A 22,347-nucleotide genomic window follows, 5' to 3' on the forward strand; every position below is an offset into this window, starting at 1 on the left:
ATCATATTAATTGCCGGATGTATTGCTGGTGTCTGGATCTGTACCAGAAGTAGAGTTGCTGTTCGAAGTCGTTGCTGCCGCCTGATAAGTGACAACATAGGTTTGTGTTCCCAGCAGATTTCGATGGCCTTGGAATTCGTCGTATAGATTCAACCGGATTGCGCCGCCACCCAGTGTTTTGTACAGGCTGCTTGTGAAGGTTGTGGTGTACGACTTGAAGTTACCTAATTGTAGATCTGTGCCAAGCGTTAATGTTTTTTCCATGCTTTGTCCTAAGGGGTCAATCAGCTCCAACACCAGTTTGTGCTCATAGGTGCCTGATTCATAAAGCGTGCTGGCTGACATGTTGTAGGTTAGTGCAGTGCTGAGCGTATCTTTACCAGCGGTGACGGTGGCGACTGCATTTGTAACGGATAGAGTATAAGGAAACATTTCCACGTTCAAAAGATTGCCTTTGGGCTCCACCCCCAACTGGTTCAGTCCAAGCGATACCGTATTGATGTAACCCGACGATTGACCGCCAGGAGCGGTAAGCTTGCCTTCAGAAACACCCTCCCCGATGTAAAGGACAAGGTTCGCTGGATCTATACCGAGAGGGAGCTTACTCCAGAGGGTGACCAGACTTTTTCCGTTAGGACTGGTGGAGGTTTTGGACTGGGTGACTTCGGCTTCATAATATTGATTGTCTTGTGTTTTGTAATAGGCTACGAGCTGAGCCTGTTCGGATTTACGCGATTCCTCACTGTTCATTTCTAGTTCTGTGTACAAGAGATTTGAATCTGTACCTGGGTACACGAGGGTCCGGCGTACAAGTAATTCCGCTTTTTTACCTTCAAGCTCAAGATGGAAAGAATTTTCAGCTGCAACACTCTGTACCCGGCTGTCCAGTTGGGTAGTACTTAGAGAAAGGAAGTTAAGCTTACTTTCACCTGAAGTTTCTTGCAGGGTGATTTTTAATTGATTGAAAGTATAGCTATAAGGAACATTGGCTACGACATACACAGCAGCCGATTCATTTGGACCGAGGATGGTTTGCGTACTTTCTGAGACAACCTGGGAAGTGCTGCTGATGTCACTTTCTCCAGCTTTGACGACACTTGTAAGCGCAGGAAGCTGAACAGAGGTTGATTTAGTGTTGCGGATGTTGATTTTAGCTACGATCTGGTCTTTGTCGGACCAAGGGAGTCTTTGAATGTTTGCAATTTTGACAACAAATGTACCGTGACTGTTCTCAATGGGGTATTCCGTGTCCTGCCAATTGTTAGTTTGCAGCGTGTAAGGGATCTGATAATAGGCGGTAGGAAAAATGATCTTGCCTTCAGCAGCCGGCTCAGTCATTTGCAGCTGCAATGTTCCTTGATTGAGTGTGAGTGGTACATCTGCGCTGAGTTCAATAATCTTTTCTTCAAGCGGTTTCAATGTTAGGCTGGTAAAATCCTTCGTATCTACCGGAAAGCTATACCCTTCAGCGGCTTTAATAGCAAGTTCATAGGCAGGCACATTCACCGCTTTGTTGCCGCTATTTTTGATGCGGAACTGTAGTGTCCACTTTGCGTTGCCATTGTCAGCATAGACGTTAGCCGTTTTCAGCTGTGTTTCGACTGTATTATTGCTGATTGTAAGCTTCTTCGTGACATTGCTGGCTACGACAAGATCCGGTGTTGTTGCAGCGGGGAGATTGTAGGCGACAACCGGCAAAGCTATTTTTAATGAGGCATCTTCTCCGGCAAATTGCAGCGCCATGTTGTCTGTCTTCATATAAGAAGGGATTTCCGTCAAATAGTAGATCGTCTTCTTTTCCTGAGGCTGTACTTTATAGCTGGTGCTGGTGTCTTCAAGTGCGAGTTCAAATACAGATCCTCCAGCGGAAGCGAGGTATCCTTTAAGTCCAGTATCACTGAGTACCTTGGTTCCTTGATTAGTGAAGCTAACGCCAACCTTGGCATAGACCTTACCGTTATATTTATAAATTTGCAGGCTCTCTGCCTTGGTGGTTACAGGGAGATTGTTTAGGGTGATCTTTTTACTCTGCCCTCTGGCGACAGCTTGTGAATATCCTGTTGGTACGGTGAAGTTCCCTAGTTTTTTTTGATAATCGGTGGTGTTGAAGTCCCATCCGTACAATGAAATTTTGACCCCGTTTAAAGAGGTGGATTTGCCGATGTTTACATAGTAGGTGATAGATTGACTGCTTTTCGCGGCAATGGATTTGATGGTTGCACTGCTGGTAATAGGGCTTCCTTGAATAACTGTACCGCCGCTAGTAGTTACTTTGGAGAAAAAGTCCACCAGATTGAGGCTAGCGTTGCTTCCATTAGAGTAGCTGAGTGTGTATGTAAGAATATTTCCGCCATCCTGAGTTAATAAGCTGACATCCGTCAGCTTTGCGCTGATGTTAGTCTTCAAGGCTATGGAGCCTAGTTTATCCAGAGCGGATACGGAAGCTGTTGTTGCTATTTTGGTGGATGTAGTCCCGGCCCAAGCGGTATGAGCTCCATACGCTGCAGACTGGCTAAGTACAGCTGTGCTTAGCAGCACCGCGGCTACTTTTATTCTCCGTACATGCATTTGATTTCCTCCCAATAGGATAGTTAATAGTCTGCGAAGGTGCACCCGAGTGGATAAGCAAGCCTTCCTAGTAATGGAAATTATCAAGCCCCGCTGAATGTTAGCTGAAAAAAAGTTGGAAAAATGGCTCTGAAGCTTAAAGCCAGCTTAAAAGAAGATAAAAATTAGCCTAATTTTGTCCAGCTTGTCAAAACGACAGATTTTGCATATAATAAAGAGACATATCTCTTGTAGTAAAGAGATACCTGACAATTAGCATGAATTGTGAAATGCAGTGATGGAGAAGAGTACACAGTGCCTGACTTACAGGGAGGAGACGCCGCGGATTGAGAGCGTTTCTAAGAAGCAGAGCTGTCGAAGTTCACTCCGGAGCAGTTCCCTGAATTCCTTAAGCTGTCTAATAGGGAAGGGTAGGGGATACCGGTCACAGACCGTTATTTCTGTATAAAGTGAGATAGGTATCTGTCCAGCCAAAAGAGGGAATGAAGCTCTTAAGGGGAACAGATCAGCTTGTCTAACAAGGGTGGTACCACGGTCTTTTCGTCCCTTACCGGGAGGAAAGGCCTTTTTTTGTTGAACTAGACAATGATTGAAGGGGGCTGTACACGGCCATGAAAGAGAAGTTGGAAGCATTGAAGGTTGAAGCGCTGGCTAAGCTGCAGGAGGTTATGGATCCGCAGGTACTAAATGATCTAAGAGTGAAGTATCTCGGTAAAAAAGGTGAGCTTACAGAGGTTCTGCGCGGTATGGGAGGACTTAGTGCTGAGGAACGTCCGGTAATCGGGCAAGTAGCGAATCAGGTTCGCAGTGCTATTGAGGAGATTATCGGCGCGAAGCAGGAGGCTTTTCAAGAGCAGGAAACCCAGCAACGTCTGCAGGCTGAAAAAGTAGACGTAACCTTACCGGGTCGCCGTATGCAGCAAGGGGGCATTCACCCGCTTAGCAGAGTCGTACAGGAGATTGAGGATATTTTTATCGGCATGGGCTACCGTGTAGCTGAAGGTCCGGAAGTAGAGACCGATTATTATAACTTTGAAGCTCTAAATTTGCCTAAGAATCACCCGGCACGTGATATGCAGGATTCTTTCTATTTAACGGATGACCTGTTAATGCGCACACAAACCTCGCCGGTACAGATTCGTACTATGCAGGCTATGAACGGTGAAGCTCCGGTAAAAATCATCTGCCCGGGTAAAGTATTCCGCCGTGATGATGATGATGCAACGCATTCCTTCCAGTTCCACCAAATCGAAGGTTTGGTCATTGGAAGTAACATTCGAATGAGTGATCTGAAGGGCACCCTGCAACAATTTGTGCAGGAGATGTTTGGACCGAATACAGGCATTCGTCTTCGTCCGAGCTTTTTCCCATTCACTGAGCCAAGTGTTGAAGTAGATGTAAGCTGCTTCAAATGTGGCGGCGATGGCTGCAGACTATGCAAGCAAAGCGGATGGTTAGAAATCCTTGGCGCAGGTATGGTGCATCCAAATGTACTGAAAATGGGTGGCTATGATCCTGCTGAGTACAGCGGCTTCGCTTTCGGAATGGGTGTAGAGCGGATTGCAATGCTTAAATACGGCATCGATGACATCCGACATTTCTATAGTAATGACATGAGTTTTGTGAAGCAATTCAAGGGCGTTTAGTTTTTGTGGGCGCGCTGGCTGATAGTGGCGGAGAATGGCTTTGGACCGTTCTCCCACAGGAAGCAGCGCGAACGACAGTGAAATAAATACATCTGAAACATAAAGGAAGTGAGCGGATATGAAAGTATCAACCGGATGGTTGGCTGATTATACATCGATTGAAGGAGTAACCGCCGAACAGCTAGCGGAGAAGATTACCGCTGCCGGCATTGAGATTGACGGCGTAGAGCGCCGCAATAAAGGTATTTCCGGCATCGTAACCGGCTATGTGAAATCAAAGGAAAAACATCCTGATGCAGACAAGCTGAACGTATGTATCGTGGATGTGGGCCAAGATGAGGAGCTACAAATCGTTTGCGGCGCAAAAAATGTAGCTGCAGGTCAAACTGTACCTGTAGCAATGGTTGGCGCAAAGCTGCCAGGACTGGATATCAAAAAAGCCAAGCTGCGCGGTGTCCTGTCGCAAGGAATGATCTGTTCGGCCAAAGAATTGGGACTGAATGATAAATTGCTTCCAAAAGAGCAACAAGAAGGTATTCTTGTGCTGCCTGAAGGGACAGAGATTGGTCAGGATATTTCCAAGGTCCTCGGCTTAGATGACGAGATTCTGGAATTCGATCTGACTCCGAACCGTTCAGATTGCCTCAGCATGATTGGAGCTGCTTATGAAGTAAGTGCAATTCTTGGGCGTGAAGTTAAATTACCTGATCCAAAAAGCGAAATGATTGAGATCAGTGGTCCTGCTGCGGATTCCATTTCCGTCAAGATTGAAGATGAAGAATACTGCAGCCATTATGCAGTTCGTTATATTGCAGGTGTTAAACCTGCACCATCACCGCTGTGGATTCAGAATCGTCTGATGGCTGCTGGGGTTCGTCCAATTAATAATATTGTGGACATTACCAATTATGTGATGCTGGAATATGGACAGCCGCTGCATGCTTTTGATGCAGATAAAGTACAAGGTGGAGAACTCGGCGTTCGTCTTGCCCATGAAGGTGAAGTTTTGGTTACACTTGACGGTCAAGAGCGTAAGCTAGAGCCGCAAATGCTCGTTATCGCTGATGGAGTAAAAGCTGTAGGTCTGGCCGGAGTAATGGGTGGACGGGATACAGAGGTTACTGCTGAGACGGTAAACCTTGTTCTGGAATCTGCTAAGTTTGATGGAGGAACGATCCGTAAAACCTCGCGTCAATTGGGACTTCGCTCTGAAGCCTCCCTTCGTTTCGAGAAGGAAGTGGATCCAAGTGCAGTTATTCCTGCATTGAACCGTGCAGCCGTACTGATTGCACGTTATGCTGGCGGATCGGTCCATGAAGGCATCGTGCAAGCAGGAACTGACGCTGTTCAAGAGAAGGTTCTCACCTTGTCCTTAGAGAAACTGAATCGTTATCTGGGAACGGATTTGTCCTTGTTGGAAGTGAAGACATTGTTTGGCCGTCTACATTTCAAATGTGGAGATACCGCACAAGGGCTGATTGAAGTTCAAGTCCCAACCAGACGTGGCGATATCAGCTATGATGTTGATCTTATTGAAGAAATTGCCCGCCTGTACGGGTATGACAATATTCCAACGACTCTAATTGAAGGAATTACAACGCCAGGAGCACTAACTCACAAGCAAGCGCTCCGTCGTGAACTGCGTCGCCTATTGTCACATGGCGGTTACCAAGAGGTGATGGGTTACTCCTTCATCCAGCCGCAACAAAGCACAATGTTCCCTGAGTTATCAGAAGGAGCAGTAGCGGTGAAGCTGGCTATGCCGATGAGTGAAGAACGCAGCGTACTGCGTACCAGCCTTCTACCACAACTCTTGGATATTGCCAGCTACAATACCAATCGTCGTCAAAGCGACTTGGCATTGTTTGAAATCGGCAACGTCTTCTTCACGGATGAAGAACAGTTGACTCGTCAGCCACGCGAACTGCCGGTGCTGGGGCTGCTGCTTAGCGGAAGCTTAACAGTGAAGCAATGGAATGTTTCGGCACAGCCTGTGGACTTCTTTGATTTGAAGGGTGCGCTGGAAACGGTATTTGCTCATTTAGGGCTGACCGATAAAATCGTCTATGTAGGAGATAGTCCAGAAGGATATCATCCTGGGCGTTCCGCGTCGGTATATTTACTCGGAAACGAGGGTCGTGTGAAGATCGGAACGATGGGACAGATTCATCCGGATCTGCAAAGACAGCTGGATCTGGTGGATACTTATGCGGCAGAAATTTTATTGCAGCCGTTATATGAAAGTGCGCAAAGCCGTTTGCAATATAATGAGCTTCCGCGTTTCCCAGGAATGGAGCGGGATATTGCTGTGGTCGTGGATTCCGCTGTACCAGCGGGCGATCTGCTAGCTTCCATCCGCGATAACGGAGGTTCTTTGCTCCAGTCCGTACAGGTATTTGACGTTTATACTGGTGGTAAGCTGGAGAATGGAAAGAAGAGCATCGCGATCTCACTGCTGTATCGTCATAGTGAACATACACTGACTGATGAGGAAGTAGGAGAGGTGCATGAGAAGGTATTAGCATCTCTTCAACAAACTTTTGGTGCAGAATTAAGAAAGTAGCAGGAATTGTGTAAAGCCGCAGCGAATCCATTTAGAAACTGAGATTCGCTGCGGCTTTTTCTAGGTAGAGTGCAAAGCGGAGAATATCAGCCATAATCTATTGAATATTAGGGATTTTGCCAAATGCTTACCAAAAAAGCTACAATAGAAGAAGTGAAACTAGCTTAGAATCCGCACACATACAAAGGAGGGCACAACTGTGGCTATGGACCGGACACGTGTCGCCGTGGAGATATACGGAACTTCCTATAAACTCGTCGGAAGCAGTACTGAATATATGAAACAAGTGGCCCGTTATGTTGATGAACATATGCGCACGATTTCTAAATCTCACACCAGACTGGACACACCGCGTATAGCGGTGCTTGCAGCTGTACATATGGCGGAGCAGGCTATTCAGGTTCAGGACTTCAAAAATGAACTAAACATGATGACAGGTGAACGCAGTGAACTGCGATTGGAAGTATCTCGCCTGCTGGAGGTACAGCGGGAGCGGCAAGAAGAATTCGAGCGACTAGAAGCTGCGGCCAAAGAAGAGGCTGGGCGACTGATTGCTGCTGCGGAGGAAGAACGTAAGCGGCATTTGGAGATTCAGGAGAATGAACGCAAGGTACATGAGGAACAGCTTCAGGAGGCAGTGCAAGCTGTGGAAGCTGCACGCAAGAAGCTGGAAGAAGAATTGCTTGAGCGCGAGATAGAGCTGCAAGCACTGCGGACAAGCTACGAAGAAGAGCAGGCAGCTAGTCGTGAACACCAGCGGCAGGAACTGGCGAAGGCGGAAGCCATCCGCTTGCAGCAGCTAGAGGAGCAGAAGGCTGCTCATCTGCAAGAGCTGGAGAACATCCGGGTGACGCTGACCAAGGAGAAGACAGACACGCTGTCTGCTCTGCAGCTTGAGCTGACCGAGACCAAGTCAACACTGGAGGAAGAGCTTGAGGTTACCAAGTCTACATTAGGTAAAGAACTCGAAGATACCAGATTGACGCTGGGTAAGGAGCTTGAGGATACCAAGTTGAAGTTAGGTAAGGAGCTTGAAGATACCAAGTTGACCTTAGGTAAAGAGCTTGAGAGTACCAAAGCGAAGTTGGGCAAAGAGCTGGCGGAAGAACGTGAAGCACTGCAGCGGGAACAAACCAAGAATAAGGAACTGCGGCAGTCACAAGGCACTCAAGAGCATAGACATAAGCAAAATATTCAAGAGCTGGAGAAACAGCTGGCTGAGCTTCGTGGTGGGACAGGGCAACTTCAGTCCAGATTACGTGCGGCTGAAGCCAGTCTTAAGAGTGAGCGAGATGCAAGACAGACGCTTCTTGGACAATATGAAGCGATTGTTAAACGTGAAGAACAGCTCAGTGAAGAGCTTCACACGGCTACTGAGCTGGGCACACTGTTGAATGAGGAGCTGGAAGAGTTACGCCAGCGTTATCAACAGTCACAGAATGAAGCTACAGAGCTAAGAGCGTCACTACAGGAGACGAGTGAAAATCTGCACCGTGTTCAGGAAGAGCTTGCGGGATCAGCAGCAGAGGCGGCTAACTGGCAGGAGCTTTCGGATAAACGCATGGAAGATATTGGTGAACTGGAAATGAATCTGCTGGAGTCTGAGGAGAAATCCGTGTTGCTCCAGAAAGAGATCGACACGCTACGTGGGCAAGCCGATGGATTAGTACAGCAGCTGGATCAGGAGGTTCAGCTTCGTACAGATGCAGAACGCGAAACAGCGGTACTTCGGGAGCAAGGTGTGCAGGCTCAGAAGGAATTGTCTGCGCTTCGTGTTCGTTATGAGGAATTGATTGCTCAATACGACGATGTACTGCAAGAAGGAGAACGCCTGCAGGAAAGATATCAACTGTTGCAGGAAGAAGGCGAAGAGGCAACACGACGCTTAGAAGAGTTATCTGAAGCTAGTCGTGAAGCTGCTGCTACTGTTGCTGAGCAACAGGAAGTGCTGAAGGAAGCAGAGGCGTACGGAGCTTCCTGGAAGCATAAGTACGAGGAACTATCCGATCAGCAGCTGCAGTGGACGGATCTCGAAGCAAAGCTGCGTGAGGAGATCGACATTTGGCAGCAGGAAGCCGGTGAGGCTGAAATGAAGCAGGAAGTTATTGATCGTGAACGTAGCGAAGTGCTTCAGCAGCTAGGTGAAGTTGGTGAAAGCTATGAAATGGTTCAAGGACAGCTTCGTTTGTTGCAGCTCCAGTTTGAAATGCGTCAGGAAGAGCTTGACAAGCTGACAGATGAGCATCGTAACCTTAAAGAAGAATATGCCAAGCTACAAAATGAATATAATGAATGGATTCAACTGATCGAGCAAGACAGTTGAGTGCCGGATGCAAGTAAAAGAGCTGACCTGATGAGTAGAGAGATCTATTTCGGGTCAGCTCTCTTTATTAATGAGCTCAAATTAAAAAAACAGCCGATCTCAGGGGAATCCCTAATAATCGGCTGTTTATGTGTAATCTATTCCACGATGATTGTAGCTCTCATTCCGCTATGTCCGGAGCCACACATAATGGAGCAGGTCATTTCGAAAGTTCCAGCTTCCTCGGGTACGATCACCTTTGAGGATTTTTTTTCATTAAGCTGCAGCTCGAACTCTGGAATAAGGATACCGTGATTGCCGTCATCATTTTTAAAAATGATTTTGACGGGAACACCCTTTTTTAGATGATATTCTTCCTTATCAAAGCTGTAATTTGTAGCTGTAATTATGAGTTCTGTTTCTGCCTCGATTTCCGGCTCCGCTGTGTTAGCATTGCCAGCAGCACTATCATTGTTGTTCCCACAGGCTGTAAGTGCTATAACGAACACCATTGAAAGTAGAATTGCAAATTTTTTAATAATCTTAATCCCCTCCAAAGAAGTCCAAGCATAGTGAAAATGTGACAATTATGTAGACATCATAACTTAAAATTTAAGTAAGCGCTTTGATGAAATGTGAAAAATATGTGAACAGGCAGACTGTTCAAACTTTGTCGTAAATTGCAAAAAAATGATGAAAATATAACTAAAATTTATTATAATGAAAGCTATTACATTAACGTATAAAAGTAGGGGATACATATTACAAGTATTAATGATGCGCTAAGTACGGAGGTTTGGCACCGTAGAATCTTACAAGGCTATTGGATGGTAGTCATTCTTTTATTAATCTCACAGTTGCTGTTTTTGTCGAATATTGACCGACTCCAAATAAAAACAACCATGGATACGAATCTATGGCATTTATTTATAGCCTGTAATTTACTAATTGTGTTCCTTATGATTACTGCGGAGCTGTGGCTGCGTTATAGTAAACAGTCCCCTAAATATGGGGTGGTTAGCTGCGGGTTTTTAGTGTCCTATCTTATGTATTTTGTATTAGAGCCTTTTGTTGACGGTGCTCAGATGACACTTATGATGCCGATTATGGTTGCTCTTATTTATTTTGATCGTAAGCTCCTGTACATAATGGGGTTATTTAGTATTGTGTTTTATGCCGGGGTATATTTTGGGTTGGAACGGCCATTCCTACATAAACCGCTGCTTGAATTCTTGATGGTAGAGTGTGTATTTTTGGTATTTGTGCTGATGGCTATTGCAGTAATTATTCGTGCTCGTGAAGCGCGTATTAATTTAGAAAGATTAACCAAGGCGGGCCAAGATCTAATGGTGGAGAGGGCTATTTCGGATAAGCTGCTGAAGATAGACGCACTCACTGGACTCTATAATCATAAAACCTTTCATGAATATTTGGATTCATTATTGGAGCAATGTGAAAGCAACAACCTTCAGCTACAGCTGGCTCTTTTCGATATTGATAACTTCAAGCAAGTGAATGATACCTACGGACACAGGGTTGGAGACCTTGTACTTAAGGTGATAGCGGACAAGGTAGGCGGCATGATTGAGTTAAATGATTTTGCGGCTAGGTATGGCGGGGAAGAGTTCGCTGTGATTTTTACAGATAAAAGTTTCTCGGAGTCCTATGAAGCAGTAGAGAAATTACGGAAAAATATTGCTCAAATTGAACATTTGCAGGCTGGTAACAAGCCGATCACCGTGAGCATTGGAATTTGTGATTATCAGCTTGGGGATGGGAAAGAGCTTCTCTTTCGTAAAACAGACAAAGCGCTCTATACCGCTAAAAAGCAAGGCAAGAACAGAGTGGTCAACTGTGCGGAGAGTCATAAAGAGGAGATTGTGTCTTTTGCATAAAAACAACACAGAACCCCTTATTGCCGGAGAAGAACCGGAATAGGGGGTTCTGTGTTGTGAAGAGCTTTTGTTACTTAGCGGCCTCAAATGGAGTGGATACCGGCAGAAACAGGTCGATAATCCCAATGACAAGAGCTGCTAAGATGGCACCCAGAATGGATACGCTGACTCCGCTGACTACGAATTGAGCGACCCAGATTACTACCGCACTGACAATAAAGCCGACGATACCACGACCGAAAGGCGTTGCTTTTTTGCCGAAGATTCCTTCGACTACCCAGCCGAGTAGCGCAATCACCAGTGCAAGGATTAGAGCGCTCCAGAACCCACCAACCGTGAACTGTGGAACAATCCAGCCCACAACCATCAGAACAAGCGCTGCGACCACAAAACGACCAACATGACTTAAGAAATTCACTGTACTAACCTCCTTTGGCCCATGCTAAGGATATGTGCAGTTCTTATTGTGACCTTATTACGTGATTCTATGCTTGAAAATAAGACCCAAATAGCGAAATTGACCTGAATTCTGTATAATGGAAACATCTATGAAGGGAGCTGTGACTGTAATTGGACGACAAAATTTTGCATACGCTTGAATATCGCAAGATTTTAAATAAATTAATGCAATATACGCAAACCCCCATGGGAAGATTGGCTGCGGAGCAGCTAAGGCCCTCCGGCGATTTCGAAGGTGTGAAGAAGCTGCTTCAAGCCACGGATGAAGCGGCTAATGTGGATCGCCTGAAGGGCATTCCTTCGTTCGGCGGGGTAAGCGATATTCGAGCTGCACTCAAACGTGCGTCTATAGGCGGAATGCTGGGAACAACTGAGCTGCTGGCCGTTGGAAATACCATTGGCGGCGCACGCAGAGTCAAACGTTTCCTGGCAGCTATGCATGAGGAAGAAAAGATTGAGCTCCTGTTCTCACTGAGCGACGTTTTATCGGAGCAAAAACATGTGGAAGATGCCATCCGTTTATGTATAGACGAGAATGCTGATGTACTTGATACAGCTAGTTCTGAGCTGGCTAACATTCGCCGTGAATTGCGCGGAGGAGAGACCAGAATTCGTGAGAAGCTGGATTCGATGATTCGTTCGTCTTCTGTAGCGAAAATGCTGCAGGATCAGCTGGTAACCATTCGTGGTGATCGGTTTGTTATTCCTGTAAAAGCGGAGTACCGTGCCCATTTCGGTGGTATCGTACATGATCAGTCTGGATCAGGAGCGACTTTATTTATCGAGCCAGAGTCTATTGTGGCGATGAATAATAAACTTCGTGAAACACGGCTGCGTGAGGAACGAGAAATCGAGATCATTTTACACAGGCTGACGGCACTTGTAGCTGACATTGCGGAAGAAATGACCTACGATATTGATATTCTGGGAGAACTGGACTTCATCTTCTCCAAAGCGCGTCTTGCTCGTGATATGAAGGCTACTCAGCCGCGTATGAATGACCGCGGTTATCTTAAGCTGCGCAAAGGGCGGCATCCGCTTATTCCAGCGGAGCATGTGGTTCCTTTGGACGTGGAGCTGGGCAATCAATACAGCTCAATTATCGTAACCGGACCGAATACCGGTGGTAAGACCGTTACCCTCAAAACCATCGGCTTGTTGAGCTTAATGTCGATGTCCGGCTTGTTTATTCCAGCAGAGGAAGGCAGCCAGATGTGTGTGTTTGATGCCATTTATGCTGATATTGGCGATGAACAGAGCATTGAGCAAAGTCTGAGTACCTTCTCTAGTCATATGACTAATATTATCTCCATTCTGCGTAGAATGACTCCTAAGAGCCTTATTCTGCTTGATGAGGTGGGGGCTGGAACCGACCCGGCAGAAGGCTCTGCGCTGGCAATTGCCATTCTGGAGCATATTCACCGGATCGAATGCCGTATGGTCGCAACAACACATTATAGCGAACTGAAAGCATACGCTTATGAGCGTAAGGGAGTCATCAATGCCAGTATGGAATTTGATGTCCAGACCCTTAGCCCAACCTATCGCTTGTTGATCGGCGTACCCGGACGAAGCAACGCCTTTGCGATTGCCGAGCGTCTAGGCCTGCCTCATGCGATTCTGGAGCATGCCCGCGGCGAAGTGAAGGAAGAAGATCTGCGCGTGGAGCATATGATTGCTTCTCTCGAAGAGAATCGGCTGGGAGCGGAACAGGAGTATGAACGTGCAGAGGGCATCCGCCGCGAAGTGGAGGAGCTGCGCAGCAGACAACAGCAAGAGCTTGAGAAGCTGGAAAGCCAGCGTGAGAAACGCCTCGAGAAGGCTGAGAAGGACGCCAGCGCGATCCTGGACAAAGCACGTAAGGAAGCTGAGGGAATTATCAGTGATTTGCGCCGCTTGGCTATGGAAGAAGGAGCTTCAGTTAAAGAGCATAAGCTGATTGAAGCGCGGCGACGTCTGGATGAAGCTGAGCCATCACCGCGCAAGAAGGCTGTTACCCGCAAGACTACCAAGGCTCCACGTACAATTGGTCCTGGAGATGAAGTGAAAGTCGACAGCTTGAACCAAAAGGGCTTTGTGGTGGAGCTAAGCGGTACTAAAGAGGCGCTGGTGCAGTTTGGCATTATGAAGATGAAGGTAAGGCTGGATGATTTGGAATTGCTCTCCTCGAAGGCAACAGCTGCGCCAACGGCCCTTCGCCATGCGACAACCGTCAAACGTTCCCGTGATGAGAACATTCGCAGTGAACTGGATTTGCGCGGGACTAACCTGGAGGAAGCTATCATGGAGACAGATCGTTTTATCGATGAAGCCTTTTTAGGTAATCTGGGTCAGATCGCCATCATTCATGGTAAAGGAACGGGTGTGCTGCGTACAGGAATTCAGGAATATTTGCGTAAGCACAAGCATGTGAAGAGTTATCGGCTCGGGAATTATAACGAAGGCGGCGCGGGCGTAACTGTGGCTGAGCTGCAATAGCGGGATTTCCCGGCAGAAAGAAGGGGAAAGCGTGCAAGAAGATATTGATCTTTTGCTGGGTCATCCGCTAGGTGCCTTGCTTGGCTACTTTGCAGTGGCGATTCTTGGGCTGGTTGTATTTCTGTCTTTTTTTGAAATGGTAACGAAATATAATTGCTGGGAAGAAATACGTAAGGGAAACCTGGCAGTGGCAATGGCGACAGGCGGTAAAATCTTCGGAATTTGCAACGTACTGCGTTTCAGTATTGAAGCTGGTGTTTCAATTTACGAGACAATGAAGTGGTCCGTCGTCGGTTTTTTGCTGCTGCTGCTTGCCTATTTTTTATTTGAATTTCTGACCCCTGTATTCTCTATTGACGAGGAGATCGCTGCGGATAACCGTGCTGTTGGACTTATTGCCATGCTGATCTCGGTATCGTTGTCTTATGTAATAGGTGCGGCTATTTTTTAAATCCGTCCTTATAAGGACACCCTGCAAAGGATTATGGATCTGGACAAGCTTTGAATTGAGCAGTCCCACTCTTTGTGGGGTATCTTAGGAGGAAATCATGAAGATTCTCACCCGAGTTCTGTTTCTGTCAGCGATTGCTTTTATAGCAGCCGGTATTATTTATTTAATGATGAATTAAATTTAAAAGTGAAAGTATGAAGGAGATTATAAAGATGGAAACAACTGTATGCCCTTGGTGTCATACTGAAATTGTATGGGACGAGGAATTTGGACCTGAGGAGAATTGTCCTCACTGTAACAATGAGCTTAGCGGATACCGTACGGTCACTGTTGGGATTGACGGCATCGAAGAAGAAGAAGTAGAGGAAGTCGTAGAGGAACCCAAACAAGAGGTTGTTAATGACGATGATCTTTGGGGAGCGCCTGATAAAGACAGCGTAGTTCCAATCTATAATACGCTTAATCAATTCGGCGATGATTATGACTTGAACAAGTACGAAGAGAGTGTCTCAGCTATTCTAGCCATTCAGGAGGAAGCTCCGGAATGTACTCAATGCCATGAGCTTACGATCCTTGCGGGTAAGCAGCCTGTGAGCGGCTTTGAGCCGTCTGCTCCAGCTACACTAGGTAAGTCGGTATTAACCGCTCCATTCTCACTCAATGTTTACGTATGTCCTTCCTGCTTCCATGTTCAGCACAGTCTGGCACAGGAAGATCGGATTCAGCTCGTACGCAATTTGAGCAACGCTCAGGCGTAAGAATAAGTATATAAAAAAAGGGGCGGTCCCATAAGCTAATAGCTGCTGGGGCGTGCCCCTTCTTTTTTTGGACCTTACTTGACCGTTGTCGAAAGCGTGTGTATATGAAATCACTGTCGGATGCGCTTATTAACCCGCTAACGGACACAACCGACCTTAATCGCACCATTATCCGATATTTGGAATGCTATCGGACTCTAGTGCAGCTATTGGCCTGAAAAACGCCTATATATGGGCCTCTTTCCAAGGATAGCATCACTGGAGTCCGAAACCTTGCTTTAAAGGCTAAAAACATGTAAATAACGTCAACTGAGTCCGTAAGCTCCATGGGCTGATGGATTTATGATTGAAGCAGGGAAAATAAAAAGCGGGGTTGTCCAAAAAGCAGTGAAGCGGCTGGGAGGGCCAGCCCCGTTTTTATTTTCTACAAAAATCAGCTTTGTTTCATCACGTCCAAACTCTTAGAAGGAGAGGGTTTGGCTGACCGGGTGAGTGAGAATAAATCTAACTCAGGCCGATGTTTGCCGGCAATCGTATCCGTTAACAACTCCGCAGCGATCATACTGTACACCGTCCCATTGCCTCCGTAGCCCTCGATGAAGTAACAGTGAGGGAACTTTGGATGTGGGCCGATATATGGAAGCCCATCACGAGTAGAACCGAACACAGCACCCCAAGAGTACTCCAGCTCAATGCCTTTAATTTCTGGAAATAAGGCTTCAAGCTCTTCGAGCAATTTTTGACCTTGAGAAATCACTCGGACCTCACGACGTTCGGGGTCTGTCAGCTGCTCATCCTTACCTCCCGCAATAATCCTGCCTTCAGGGGTTGTCCGAAAATATAAATAAGGGCGGGCTGTCTCCCACAGCAGGCTACGGTCATGCCACTTTGGAAACTCCTTTAGAGGTTTGGTCATCACTGCATACGTGTTGATCAGCTCAGCGCCCCGGTCTTTTTTGAATTCCTGTGTTTCATAACCCATTGCAAAAATAACATCCTTGGCAATAATCCGGCCATTTTCTGTGTGGCAAATCACGCCATCCTCAGTAAACTCATAATGTTTCGCTTCGCTCTGTTCAAAGACGCGGACGCCATTCGACGCTGCCTTGGCGATTAGGCTGTGCACCGTTCGATAAGGATTCGCTTCGGCATCCCCGCGTGAATAAAGTCCTGCTGGTTTTGAAAAAGAGTACAGAGCTGCAATCTTATCCTCTTCCCAAAATTCAGAATCGAAGCCATTAGCCACGAGATTCTCATATTCTTCCCGCAATGCAGGTACATCCGCAGGAGTGCTGGCATACAAAAGACTGCTGCGAGGAATGATCTGCGGATCGATATCGAGCTTGTCCGGCAGGTCCAGAATGTTCCTTACCCCAGCCTGGCATAACTGATAAAAGAGCAAACCGTTCTTTTGCCCAAAGGTGTTCATACATGAGGTTAATGATTTATCGTTGGAAATCTGCAAAAGTCCAGTGTTAGCATGCGAGCTGCCGCTGCCGACCCGTCTTTTTTCGATCAGAACAGCATCCGCTCCACTTAAGGACAAGCGATAGGCGGCCATTGCCCCACCCATTCCGGCGCCTACAACCAGGCAATCACAATGAATAGTACCTTCTAGAGAGGGGTAAGTTGGAGGGTTCTGTAAAGTGCTTGACCAAGGTGTATTTCCACTATTTAAATTCATGAATTGTTCGCTCCTTCATTCGTGCCGTGATTTAGTATTGGCGGCATTTTATCGTCTCATTCGCGGTATGTTCTTATTTCTGTCATAACTCTCTAGTACCTTTCGGCAAATAAATCGTGGGCATAGGCGGCATACTAAAGCCTGTATGAATCAACTACAAGGAGGGACTACAACAAATGCAATCAACGCAAATGCAAGCGCTAAGTGGTAAGGAATTGGAATATATCGCTGACTCCATCTCTAATGAGGACTTGCTTCTCAAGCAATGTGCAGCAACGGCTGCGACAACACAGAATCAACAAGTTCGCCAAATTTGTATGCAGCATATGCAAAATCACACCAAACACATGACTGAGCTCACTCAGTTAATCCAACAACATCAACAATACGCGCCAACAAGCCCACAATAATTGCAATATTAATTCTAAGGAGGTTATTTAATGAACGCGCAAAATACTGGGGCATTTATGCCGGATGAGGATTTACTAAACACCATTTTGTGTGATTTGAAGCGGACCGTACGCGAATATGCTACAGCTGCTACAGAATCAGCATGTCCAGCCGTTCGTAGGGTTTTTAACACTATGACCATGGACACTTTGCAACTCCAAGGTGATTTATACACGCATATGTCTCAACTGAATATGTATCCTGCACCTGCAAAAGCATTGCGCCAAGATGTGGACAAGCAGCTTCAAACCGCACAGCAAATGCAACAGCAAACCGGGCAATTTGTTCAACAAAAAACCGGGCAATTTGGCGCATACGCTCAGAATGCTCATATCCCGGCTAACGGACAACATCAGCCTTCTCATTTAATGTAACCATGATGGTTGGCGAATGAAGCAAATCGCTTCATGTGTGTGGAGATAACGCCCGTTTTTACTGGTTAAATCCGGTAGAACGGGCGTTTTTTCTATTTTTTTGTGTATGTTCTATGTAAACTCTGCCTTTCATGGAAGCTCCTATGGGGTTATTTTGTTTGCAGAGATGCACATTTCATGTCATATTAGTATTAAACTCTTTTCGCGGGGCGACGCATTAATAGCGTACCGTCATTGGCGAACTATCCGGAGGGAAGGCATGAAGGAAATGAACGAGCTTAAGAGGAAAGTGCTGGAACTGCTTAAGGAAGACGCGAGAAGATCTACTGCACTCTTAGCAACGCTGCTTGGCGCGGAAGAAGAAGATGTGAAGACTGCGATTGAGCAGTTGGAGAAAGATCATGTCATTGTAAAATATGCCGCCGTTGTAAACTGGGATAAAGTGGACGATGAGAAGGTAACCGCACTGATTGAGGTGCAGATTACGCCTGAACGAGGGCGTGGTTTTGAAGGGATTGCCGAGCGAATCTACCTGTATCCACAGGTCAAATCAGTTTATCTGATGTCTGGTGCTTATGATCTTCTGGTGGAAGTGGAAGGCCGGAATTTACGTGAAGTGGCCAATTTTGTATCTGAGAAGCTGTCTCCAATTGATTCAGTACTTTCAACCAAAACGAATTTTACCCTTAAAAAATACAAACAGGACGGGATCATCTTCGAAGAGCATGAGGAAGACAACCGTCTGATGATCTCTCCATAAAGGAAGTAATCATATGATCACGAATAAATCGCAGCTAACTGGAGAAGACAGCAAATCAATGGATTCTTATTTGGCCCCGTTGGTACAGCAAATTCAACCTTCGGGTATCCGCAAGTTTTTTGATCTGGCTGCAGGCAGTAAGGATATCATCTCTTTGGGAGTTGGAGAGCCTGACTTCAAGACCCCCTGGCATGTCAGAGAGGCTTGCGTCTATTCGCTGGAAAGAGGGTTTACAGGGTATACATCCAATGCAGGGATGCCTGAACTGCGGGAAGGGATCGCGAATTACTTGCACAGCCGTTTTGCTGTGGAATATGATCCTGCCAATCAAATTATAGCAACCGTTGGCGGAAGCGAGGCCATCGATTTGGCACTACGTGCGCTGATTTCACCGGGGGATGAAATTCTGATTCCGGAGCCTTGTTACATCTCTTATTCGCCGATTACCGCGATTGGTGGAGGGATACCTGTAGGTATTGAAACGGTTGGTGAGAATAACTTTAAACTTACTGCAGAAAGCTTGGAAGCCAAAATCACTCCGCGCTCCAAGGTTCTGATTTTATGTTACCCAAGTAACCCTACGGGAAGTGTAATGACCCGAGAAGATTGGGAGCCGATTGCTAAGGTAGTAGAGAAACATGATCTTATAGTGATTTCAGATGAGATTTATGCAGAGTTGTCTTATGGCATTAATCACGTCAGCTTTGCCTCTTTACCAGGCATGATAGACCGTACGATTCTGGTTAGCGGCTTCTCCAAAGCTTTTGCAATGACCGGATGGCGGATGGGGTATGCTTGTGGTCACCCGGATCTTATCGCTGCAATGCTTAAGATTCATCAGTATACTGTGATGTGTGCTCCTTCTATGGGACAGGTGGCTGCACTTGAAGCGCTGACCAATGGGATGGAAGAGAAGGACCGGATGGTGGATTCCTATAACCAACGGCGGAGGTTGATCGTCAAGGGCCTACGCGATGCGGGGCTGGAGTGCCATGAGCCGCAGGGCGCCTTCTACGCTTTTCCAAGCGTGCGCAAGACAGGGCTGACTTCTGATCAATTTGCTCAGCGGCTTTTGCTTGAATACAAGGTTGCAGCTGTGCCAGGAAGTGTCTTTGGATTAGGTGGAGAAGGTTACTTACGCTGTTCCTACGCCACATCAGTATCCCAACTGAACGAAGCAGTAGAACGCATTGGTGCTTTTGTCACAAAGCTTACACGTGAGAGAACGGATTAGTGAAAATTGAACTATAGCCGATCATACAATCCTATGGTATTATTTTACTTTGAGAGTAATTAGCCCCTATAATAGAACTTAAAAGGATTCATTTACTCTGGAACTAAGGCGTTGCTTTGAAGTTGCTTTATTTAACTTTTATGCTCTTTTGCAGCACGCGCTCAATAATACTTTTGGGAGGGATGATTGTGCTTAGCGCCGATTATTACTTACCTTCCTATGGTGGGAAATGTTTCTCTGGAAATGGGAAAATACCCCCCAAGGGTGATGCTTCTGCTCGCATACTCTCTCTGGAAGATGAAATTAGAATACTCCGCAGCAAGATGGAGCAGCTTTTCCTGCAGGAAAAATCATTCACTTCGGATAATGTGATTGAAATTAGCAGTTTATTGGACCTCAAAATAAATGAGTACATGAAGGGGCGTCCAGCTGGAAAATAGTGCTGCTGAATGCTCTTGAGAGGACCCTAGGGTCCTCTTTTTGTTGTGCACTCTTACTAATGATGGTGTTTTTGTGTATACTCTTAATTTGCTATCTTTATTGCCTTCCTTATAGCAGAAAGCTTAAACTATCAGTATATGTTTTTTAAGAATGGATAGGAGGCTTAAACCATGGCGATTTATACACGTACGGGTGATGCAGGTCAGACCTCAGTGATTGGCGGCCGGGTCGGCAAGGATGATGTCCGCGTCGAGGCCTACGGAACGATCGATGAGCTGAATTGTTTTGTAGGGCAAGCACGAAGCCTGATGGAAAGTGATAATTTCGACGATGTCCGCGAGCAATTGCTCGAAATACAGCATGAGCTGTTTGATTGCGGCACGGATTTAGCATTTGTTAGACTTGCTGATGGTGGTCAATATATGGTGACAAGTGAGATGGCTCAGCGGCTGGAAGGCTGGATAGATACTCTACAAGAGGAGAATCCGCCACTTGAGAAATTTATCCTGCCAGGAGGTAGTCAGCTGGCTTCGGTTCTACATGTATGCCGCACGGTTTGCCGTCGTGCAGAACGCCGGGCGGTTACCTTAGGGCGAACTGCGGACATTAACCCAGAAGCGGTGATTTATCTCAATCGGTTGTCGGATTATTTTTTCGCTTTGGCTAGAACGGCTAATACACGGTCAGGGATTACTGATGTAGAATACATCCGCAGTAAAAAGGTGTTCCGAGACTAATATGACAAGCTATTATTCACCCATTACTTATATCATACCGCCTGAAGAGGATGACTTCCTGCTGAAGACCATCCTGCACAAACGGATGGATGTCTCACGCAAGCTGCTCTCTCGCCTGAAGCAGACGGAGCAAGGCATTACATTAAACGGTGAACGTGTATACATTAGTGTGCATGTAAAGGCAGGAGATACCGTGCAGATTCGCATGGAAACGGAGACTTCGGATGATATTTTGCCGCAGCCGATTCCATTTGAGATTTTATTTGAAGATGAACATCTGCTAGTGGTTAACAAGGCAGCGGGAATTATAGTTCATCCCACCCATGGACATTACACCGACACGCTTGCCAATGGCGTGGTTTATTATTGGGCACAGAAGAATGAACGCTTTCGTTTCCGGCCTGTTCATCGTCTGGATCAGGAGACCTCCGGTGTGTTAGTGATCGCCAAAAATCCTTACAGCCATCAGCATATTTCCGAGCAGATGATCGCCGGTACTGTGGATAAGCGTTACGCTGCATTTGTTCACGGGGTTCCTGCGGAGTTATCCGGCGATATCGACGGCCCTATCGATCGTGATCCTGAGGAGCCACATCGGCGTATCGTGACACCGGATGGATATCCTTCCCTAACCCGATATGAGGTTAAGCAGGTGTATTCAGCTGGCTCTAGAGTTGAACTAAAGCTGGAGAGTGGGCGTACGCATCAGATTCGGGTCCATATGACCTCAATCGGCTGTCCGCTGATTGGGGACAGCATGTACCGTCATGAGCTGTACAATCTACCAGAATTGACTTCAACTCAAAGCGAGCAATTGGAGACCGTTGCAGCACTCGATGCTTCCATACCGCGTCAGGCGCTGCACGCAGTCCGTCTGACGTTCAAGCACCCTGTGCTTCTGCAAGAAATGATTTTCGAAGCCCCGTTGCCACCTGACATGGCAGCCTTGGAGAAAATATTGGAGCAAGGTCCGACAGTGAATTTGTGATAAAATTATGATTCAGGCGATGGAGTGGCGAAGGGGAGGATTGGAACTGTAGGAGCGATAGCGACCGCCTTTGTCTGCGGATTTCAAACGTGTTTAACGGTAAAATTGAAGAAATCTGTAGACAACAGCGGCCGAAAGTCCAAACATTCCCCATAGTTACGATATTATTAGCCGATTATTAAAGGAGCACAGCATGAGCAAATTAAAAGTATATCAATATCCCAAATGCAGCACCTGCCGCAGCGCAGTAAAATGGTTGCAGGGACAAGGTCATGAGCTGGAGCTTCAGCACATCGCAGAGCAGCCACCTACGGTGGACGAGCTGCGTGAGCTGCTCGCGAACAGCGGCCTTGAGCTGAAGAAGTTTTTTAATACAAGCGGTGAAGTATATAAATCATTAGGTCTGAAGGACAAGCTGCCCCAGCTTACGGAACAGGAGAAGTTAGAGCTGCTCTCAAGCCACGGGATGCTGATCAAACGTCCGATTGTCACGGATGGAGTTAAAGTTACGGTGGGATTCAAAGAAGACCAATATGCCGATACTTGGGCTAATGTTTAA

19 protein-coding genes and 1 other annotated feature are annotated in these 22,347 nt (G+C 46.5%); of the genes, 15 read left to right on the plus strand and 4 right to left on the minus strand.

Annotated features, from left to right (window positions below; all coding sequences use genetic code 11):
• Positions 1 to 6: 6 nt before the first annotated feature.
• A complete protein-coding gene (locus NST58_RS09175; RefSeq protein WP_339247433.1) occupies positions 7 to 2,568 on the minus strand; it encodes a hypothetical protein in 2,562 nt (853 codons plus the stop codon).
• Positions 2,569 to 2,833: 265 nt separating this feature from the next.
• Positions 2,834 to 3,119, plus strand: a binding site (T-box leader).
• Between the two features lie 60 nt (positions 3,120 to 3,179).
• On the opposite strand from NST58_RS09175, the gene pheS reads away from it, so the two are divergent.
• From pheS to NST58_RS09190, 3 genes are all read left to right on the plus strand, one after another.
• Positions 3,180 to 4,214 (plus strand): phenylalanine--tRNA ligase subunit alpha, encoded by a 1,035-nt coding sequence (pheS, locus tag NST58_RS09180; RefSeq protein ID WP_076126387.1) that lies wholly within the window; start codon positions 3,180 to 3,182, stop codon positions 4,212 to 4,214.
• Positions 4,215 to 4,332: 118 nt separating this feature from the next.
• Positions 4,333 to 6,777, plus strand: coding sequence for a phenylalanine--tRNA ligase subunit beta (pheT, locus tag NST58_RS09185; RefSeq protein WP_076126389.1), 2,445 nt, complete (start codon positions 4,333 to 4,335; stop codon positions 6,775 to 6,777).
• Between the two features lie 199 nt (positions 6,778 to 6,976).
• Positions 6,977 to 9,100 carry a hypothetical protein gene (locus tag NST58_RS09190; protein ID WP_339247437.1) on the plus strand — a complete coding sequence of 708 codons (2,124 nt, stop codon included), beginning with the start codon at positions 6,977 to 6,979 and terminating at the stop codon, positions 9,098 to 9,100.
• A gap of 137 nt (positions 9,101 to 9,237) precedes the next feature.
• Here NST58_RS09190 and NST58_RS09195 read toward each other — a convergent pair whose 3' ends face one another.
• A complete protein-coding gene (locus tag NST58_RS09195) occupies positions 9,238 to 9,666 on the minus strand; it encodes a cupredoxin domain-containing protein (protein ID WP_339247440.1) in 429 nt (142 codons plus the stop codon).
• A gap of 240 nt (positions 9,667 to 9,906) precedes the next feature.
• On the opposite strand from NST58_RS09195, the gene NST58_RS09200 reads away from it, so the two are divergent.
• Positions 9,907 to 10,974, plus strand: coding sequence for a GGDEF domain-containing protein (locus NST58_RS09200; RefSeq protein WP_076126393.1), 1,068 nt, complete (start codon positions 9,907 to 9,909; stop codon positions 10,972 to 10,974).
• A gap of 70 nt (positions 10,975 to 11,044) precedes the next feature.
• Here NST58_RS09200 and NST58_RS09205 read toward each other — a convergent pair whose 3' ends face one another.
• Complete coding sequence (locus tag NST58_RS09205; protein ID WP_036683548.1) at positions 11,045 to 11,392, minus strand: phage holin family protein; 348 nt, start codon at positions 11,390 to 11,392, stop codon at positions 11,045 to 11,047.
• 152 nt (positions 11,393 to 11,544) lie between these two features.
• On the opposite strand from NST58_RS09205, the gene NST58_RS09210 reads away from it, so the two are divergent.
• The 3 genes from NST58_RS09210 (at position 11,545) to NST58_RS09220 (ending at position 15,120) form a co-directional block, all read left to right on the plus strand.
• Positions 11,545 to 13,911, plus strand: a complete 2,367-nt coding sequence (locus NST58_RS09210; protein WP_339247442.1) for an endonuclease MutS2 — start codon at positions 11,545 to 11,547, stop codon at positions 13,909 to 13,911.
• Positions 13,912 to 13,942: 31 nt separating this feature from the next.
• Positions 13,943 to 14,362 (plus strand): DUF350 domain-containing protein, encoded by a 420-nt coding sequence (locus NST58_RS09215; RefSeq protein WP_036683543.1) that lies wholly within the window; start codon positions 13,943 to 13,945, stop codon positions 14,360 to 14,362.
• Positions 14,363 to 14,574: 212 nt separating this feature from the next.
• Entirely contained in the window at positions 14,575 to 15,120 is a 546-nt protein-coding gene (locus NST58_RS09220) for a hypothetical protein (protein WP_081387621.1), read from the plus strand.
• Between the two features lie 433 nt (positions 15,121 to 15,553).
• Here the strand turns inward: NST58_RS09220 and NST58_RS09225 are convergent, their stop codons facing one another.
• Positions 15,554 to 16,804 (minus strand): FAD-dependent oxidoreductase, encoded by a 1,251-nt coding sequence (locus NST58_RS09225; RefSeq protein ID WP_339247446.1) that lies wholly within the window; start codon positions 16,802 to 16,804, stop codon positions 15,554 to 15,556.
• Positions 16,805 to 16,980: 176 nt separating this feature from the next.
• Between NST58_RS09225 and NST58_RS09230 the strand changes: the two genes are divergently transcribed.
• The 8 genes from NST58_RS09230 to NST58_RS09265 all read left to right on the plus strand — a co-directional run bounded on the left by NST58_RS09230 (position 16,981) and on the right by NST58_RS09265 (position 22,347).
• The gene (locus NST58_RS09230; RefSeq protein WP_036683535.1) at positions 16,981 to 17,214 is read left to right on the plus strand and encodes a spore coat protein; all 234 of its coding nucleotides are present in this window, start codon (positions 16,981 to 16,983) and stop codon (positions 17,212 to 17,214) included.
• Between the two features lie 30 nt (positions 17,215 to 17,244).
• Positions 17,245 to 17,628: a spore coat protein gene (locus tag NST58_RS09235; protein WP_076126401.1), complete on the plus strand. Its 384-nt coding sequence runs from the start codon at positions 17,245 to 17,247 to the stop codon at positions 17,626 to 17,628.
• A gap of 259 nt (positions 17,629 to 17,887) precedes the next feature.
• Positions 17,888 to 18,388 carry an Lrp/AsnC family transcriptional regulator gene (locus tag NST58_RS09240; protein WP_036683529.1) on the plus strand — a complete coding sequence of 167 codons (501 nt, stop codon included), beginning with the start codon at positions 17,888 to 17,890 and terminating at the stop codon, positions 18,386 to 18,388.
• A gap of 13 nt (positions 18,389 to 18,401) precedes the next feature.
• Positions 18,402 to 19,622, plus strand: a complete 1,221-nt coding sequence (locus tag NST58_RS09245) for an aminotransferase class I/II-fold pyridoxal phosphate-dependent enzyme (RefSeq protein ID WP_036683526.1) — start codon at positions 18,402 to 18,404, stop codon at positions 19,620 to 19,622.
• Positions 19,623 to 19,873: 251 nt separating this feature from the next.
• The gene (locus NST58_RS09250; protein ID WP_232061510.1) at positions 19,874 to 20,062 is read left to right on the plus strand and encodes an aspartyl-phosphate phosphatase Spo0E family protein; all 189 of its coding nucleotides are present in this window, start codon (positions 19,874 to 19,876) and stop codon (positions 20,060 to 20,062) included.
• 171 nt (positions 20,063 to 20,233) lie between these two features.
• Positions 20,234 to 20,800: a cob(I)yrinic acid a,c-diamide adenosyltransferase gene (locus NST58_RS09255; RefSeq protein WP_076126402.1), complete on the plus strand. Its 567-nt coding sequence runs from the start codon at positions 20,234 to 20,236 to the stop codon at positions 20,798 to 20,800.
• A gap of 1 nt (position 20,801) precedes the next feature.
• Positions 20,802 to 21,788, plus strand: coding sequence for an RluA family pseudouridine synthase (locus tag NST58_RS09260; RefSeq protein WP_339247451.1), 987 nt, complete (start codon positions 20,802 to 20,804; stop codon positions 21,786 to 21,788).
• A gap of 193 nt (positions 21,789 to 21,981) precedes the next feature.
• The gene (locus NST58_RS09265; RefSeq protein WP_076126405.1) at positions 21,982 to 22,347 is read left to right on the plus strand and encodes an arsenate reductase family protein; all 366 of its coding nucleotides are present in this window, start codon (positions 21,982 to 21,984) and stop codon (positions 22,345 to 22,347) included.

It is taken from the genome of Paenibacillus sp. FSL R10-2796, assembly GCF_037965315.1.
Taxonomy (GTDB): domain Bacteria; phylum Bacillota; class Bacilli; order Paenibacillales; family Paenibacillaceae; genus Paenibacillus_AQ; species Paenibacillus_AQ odorifer.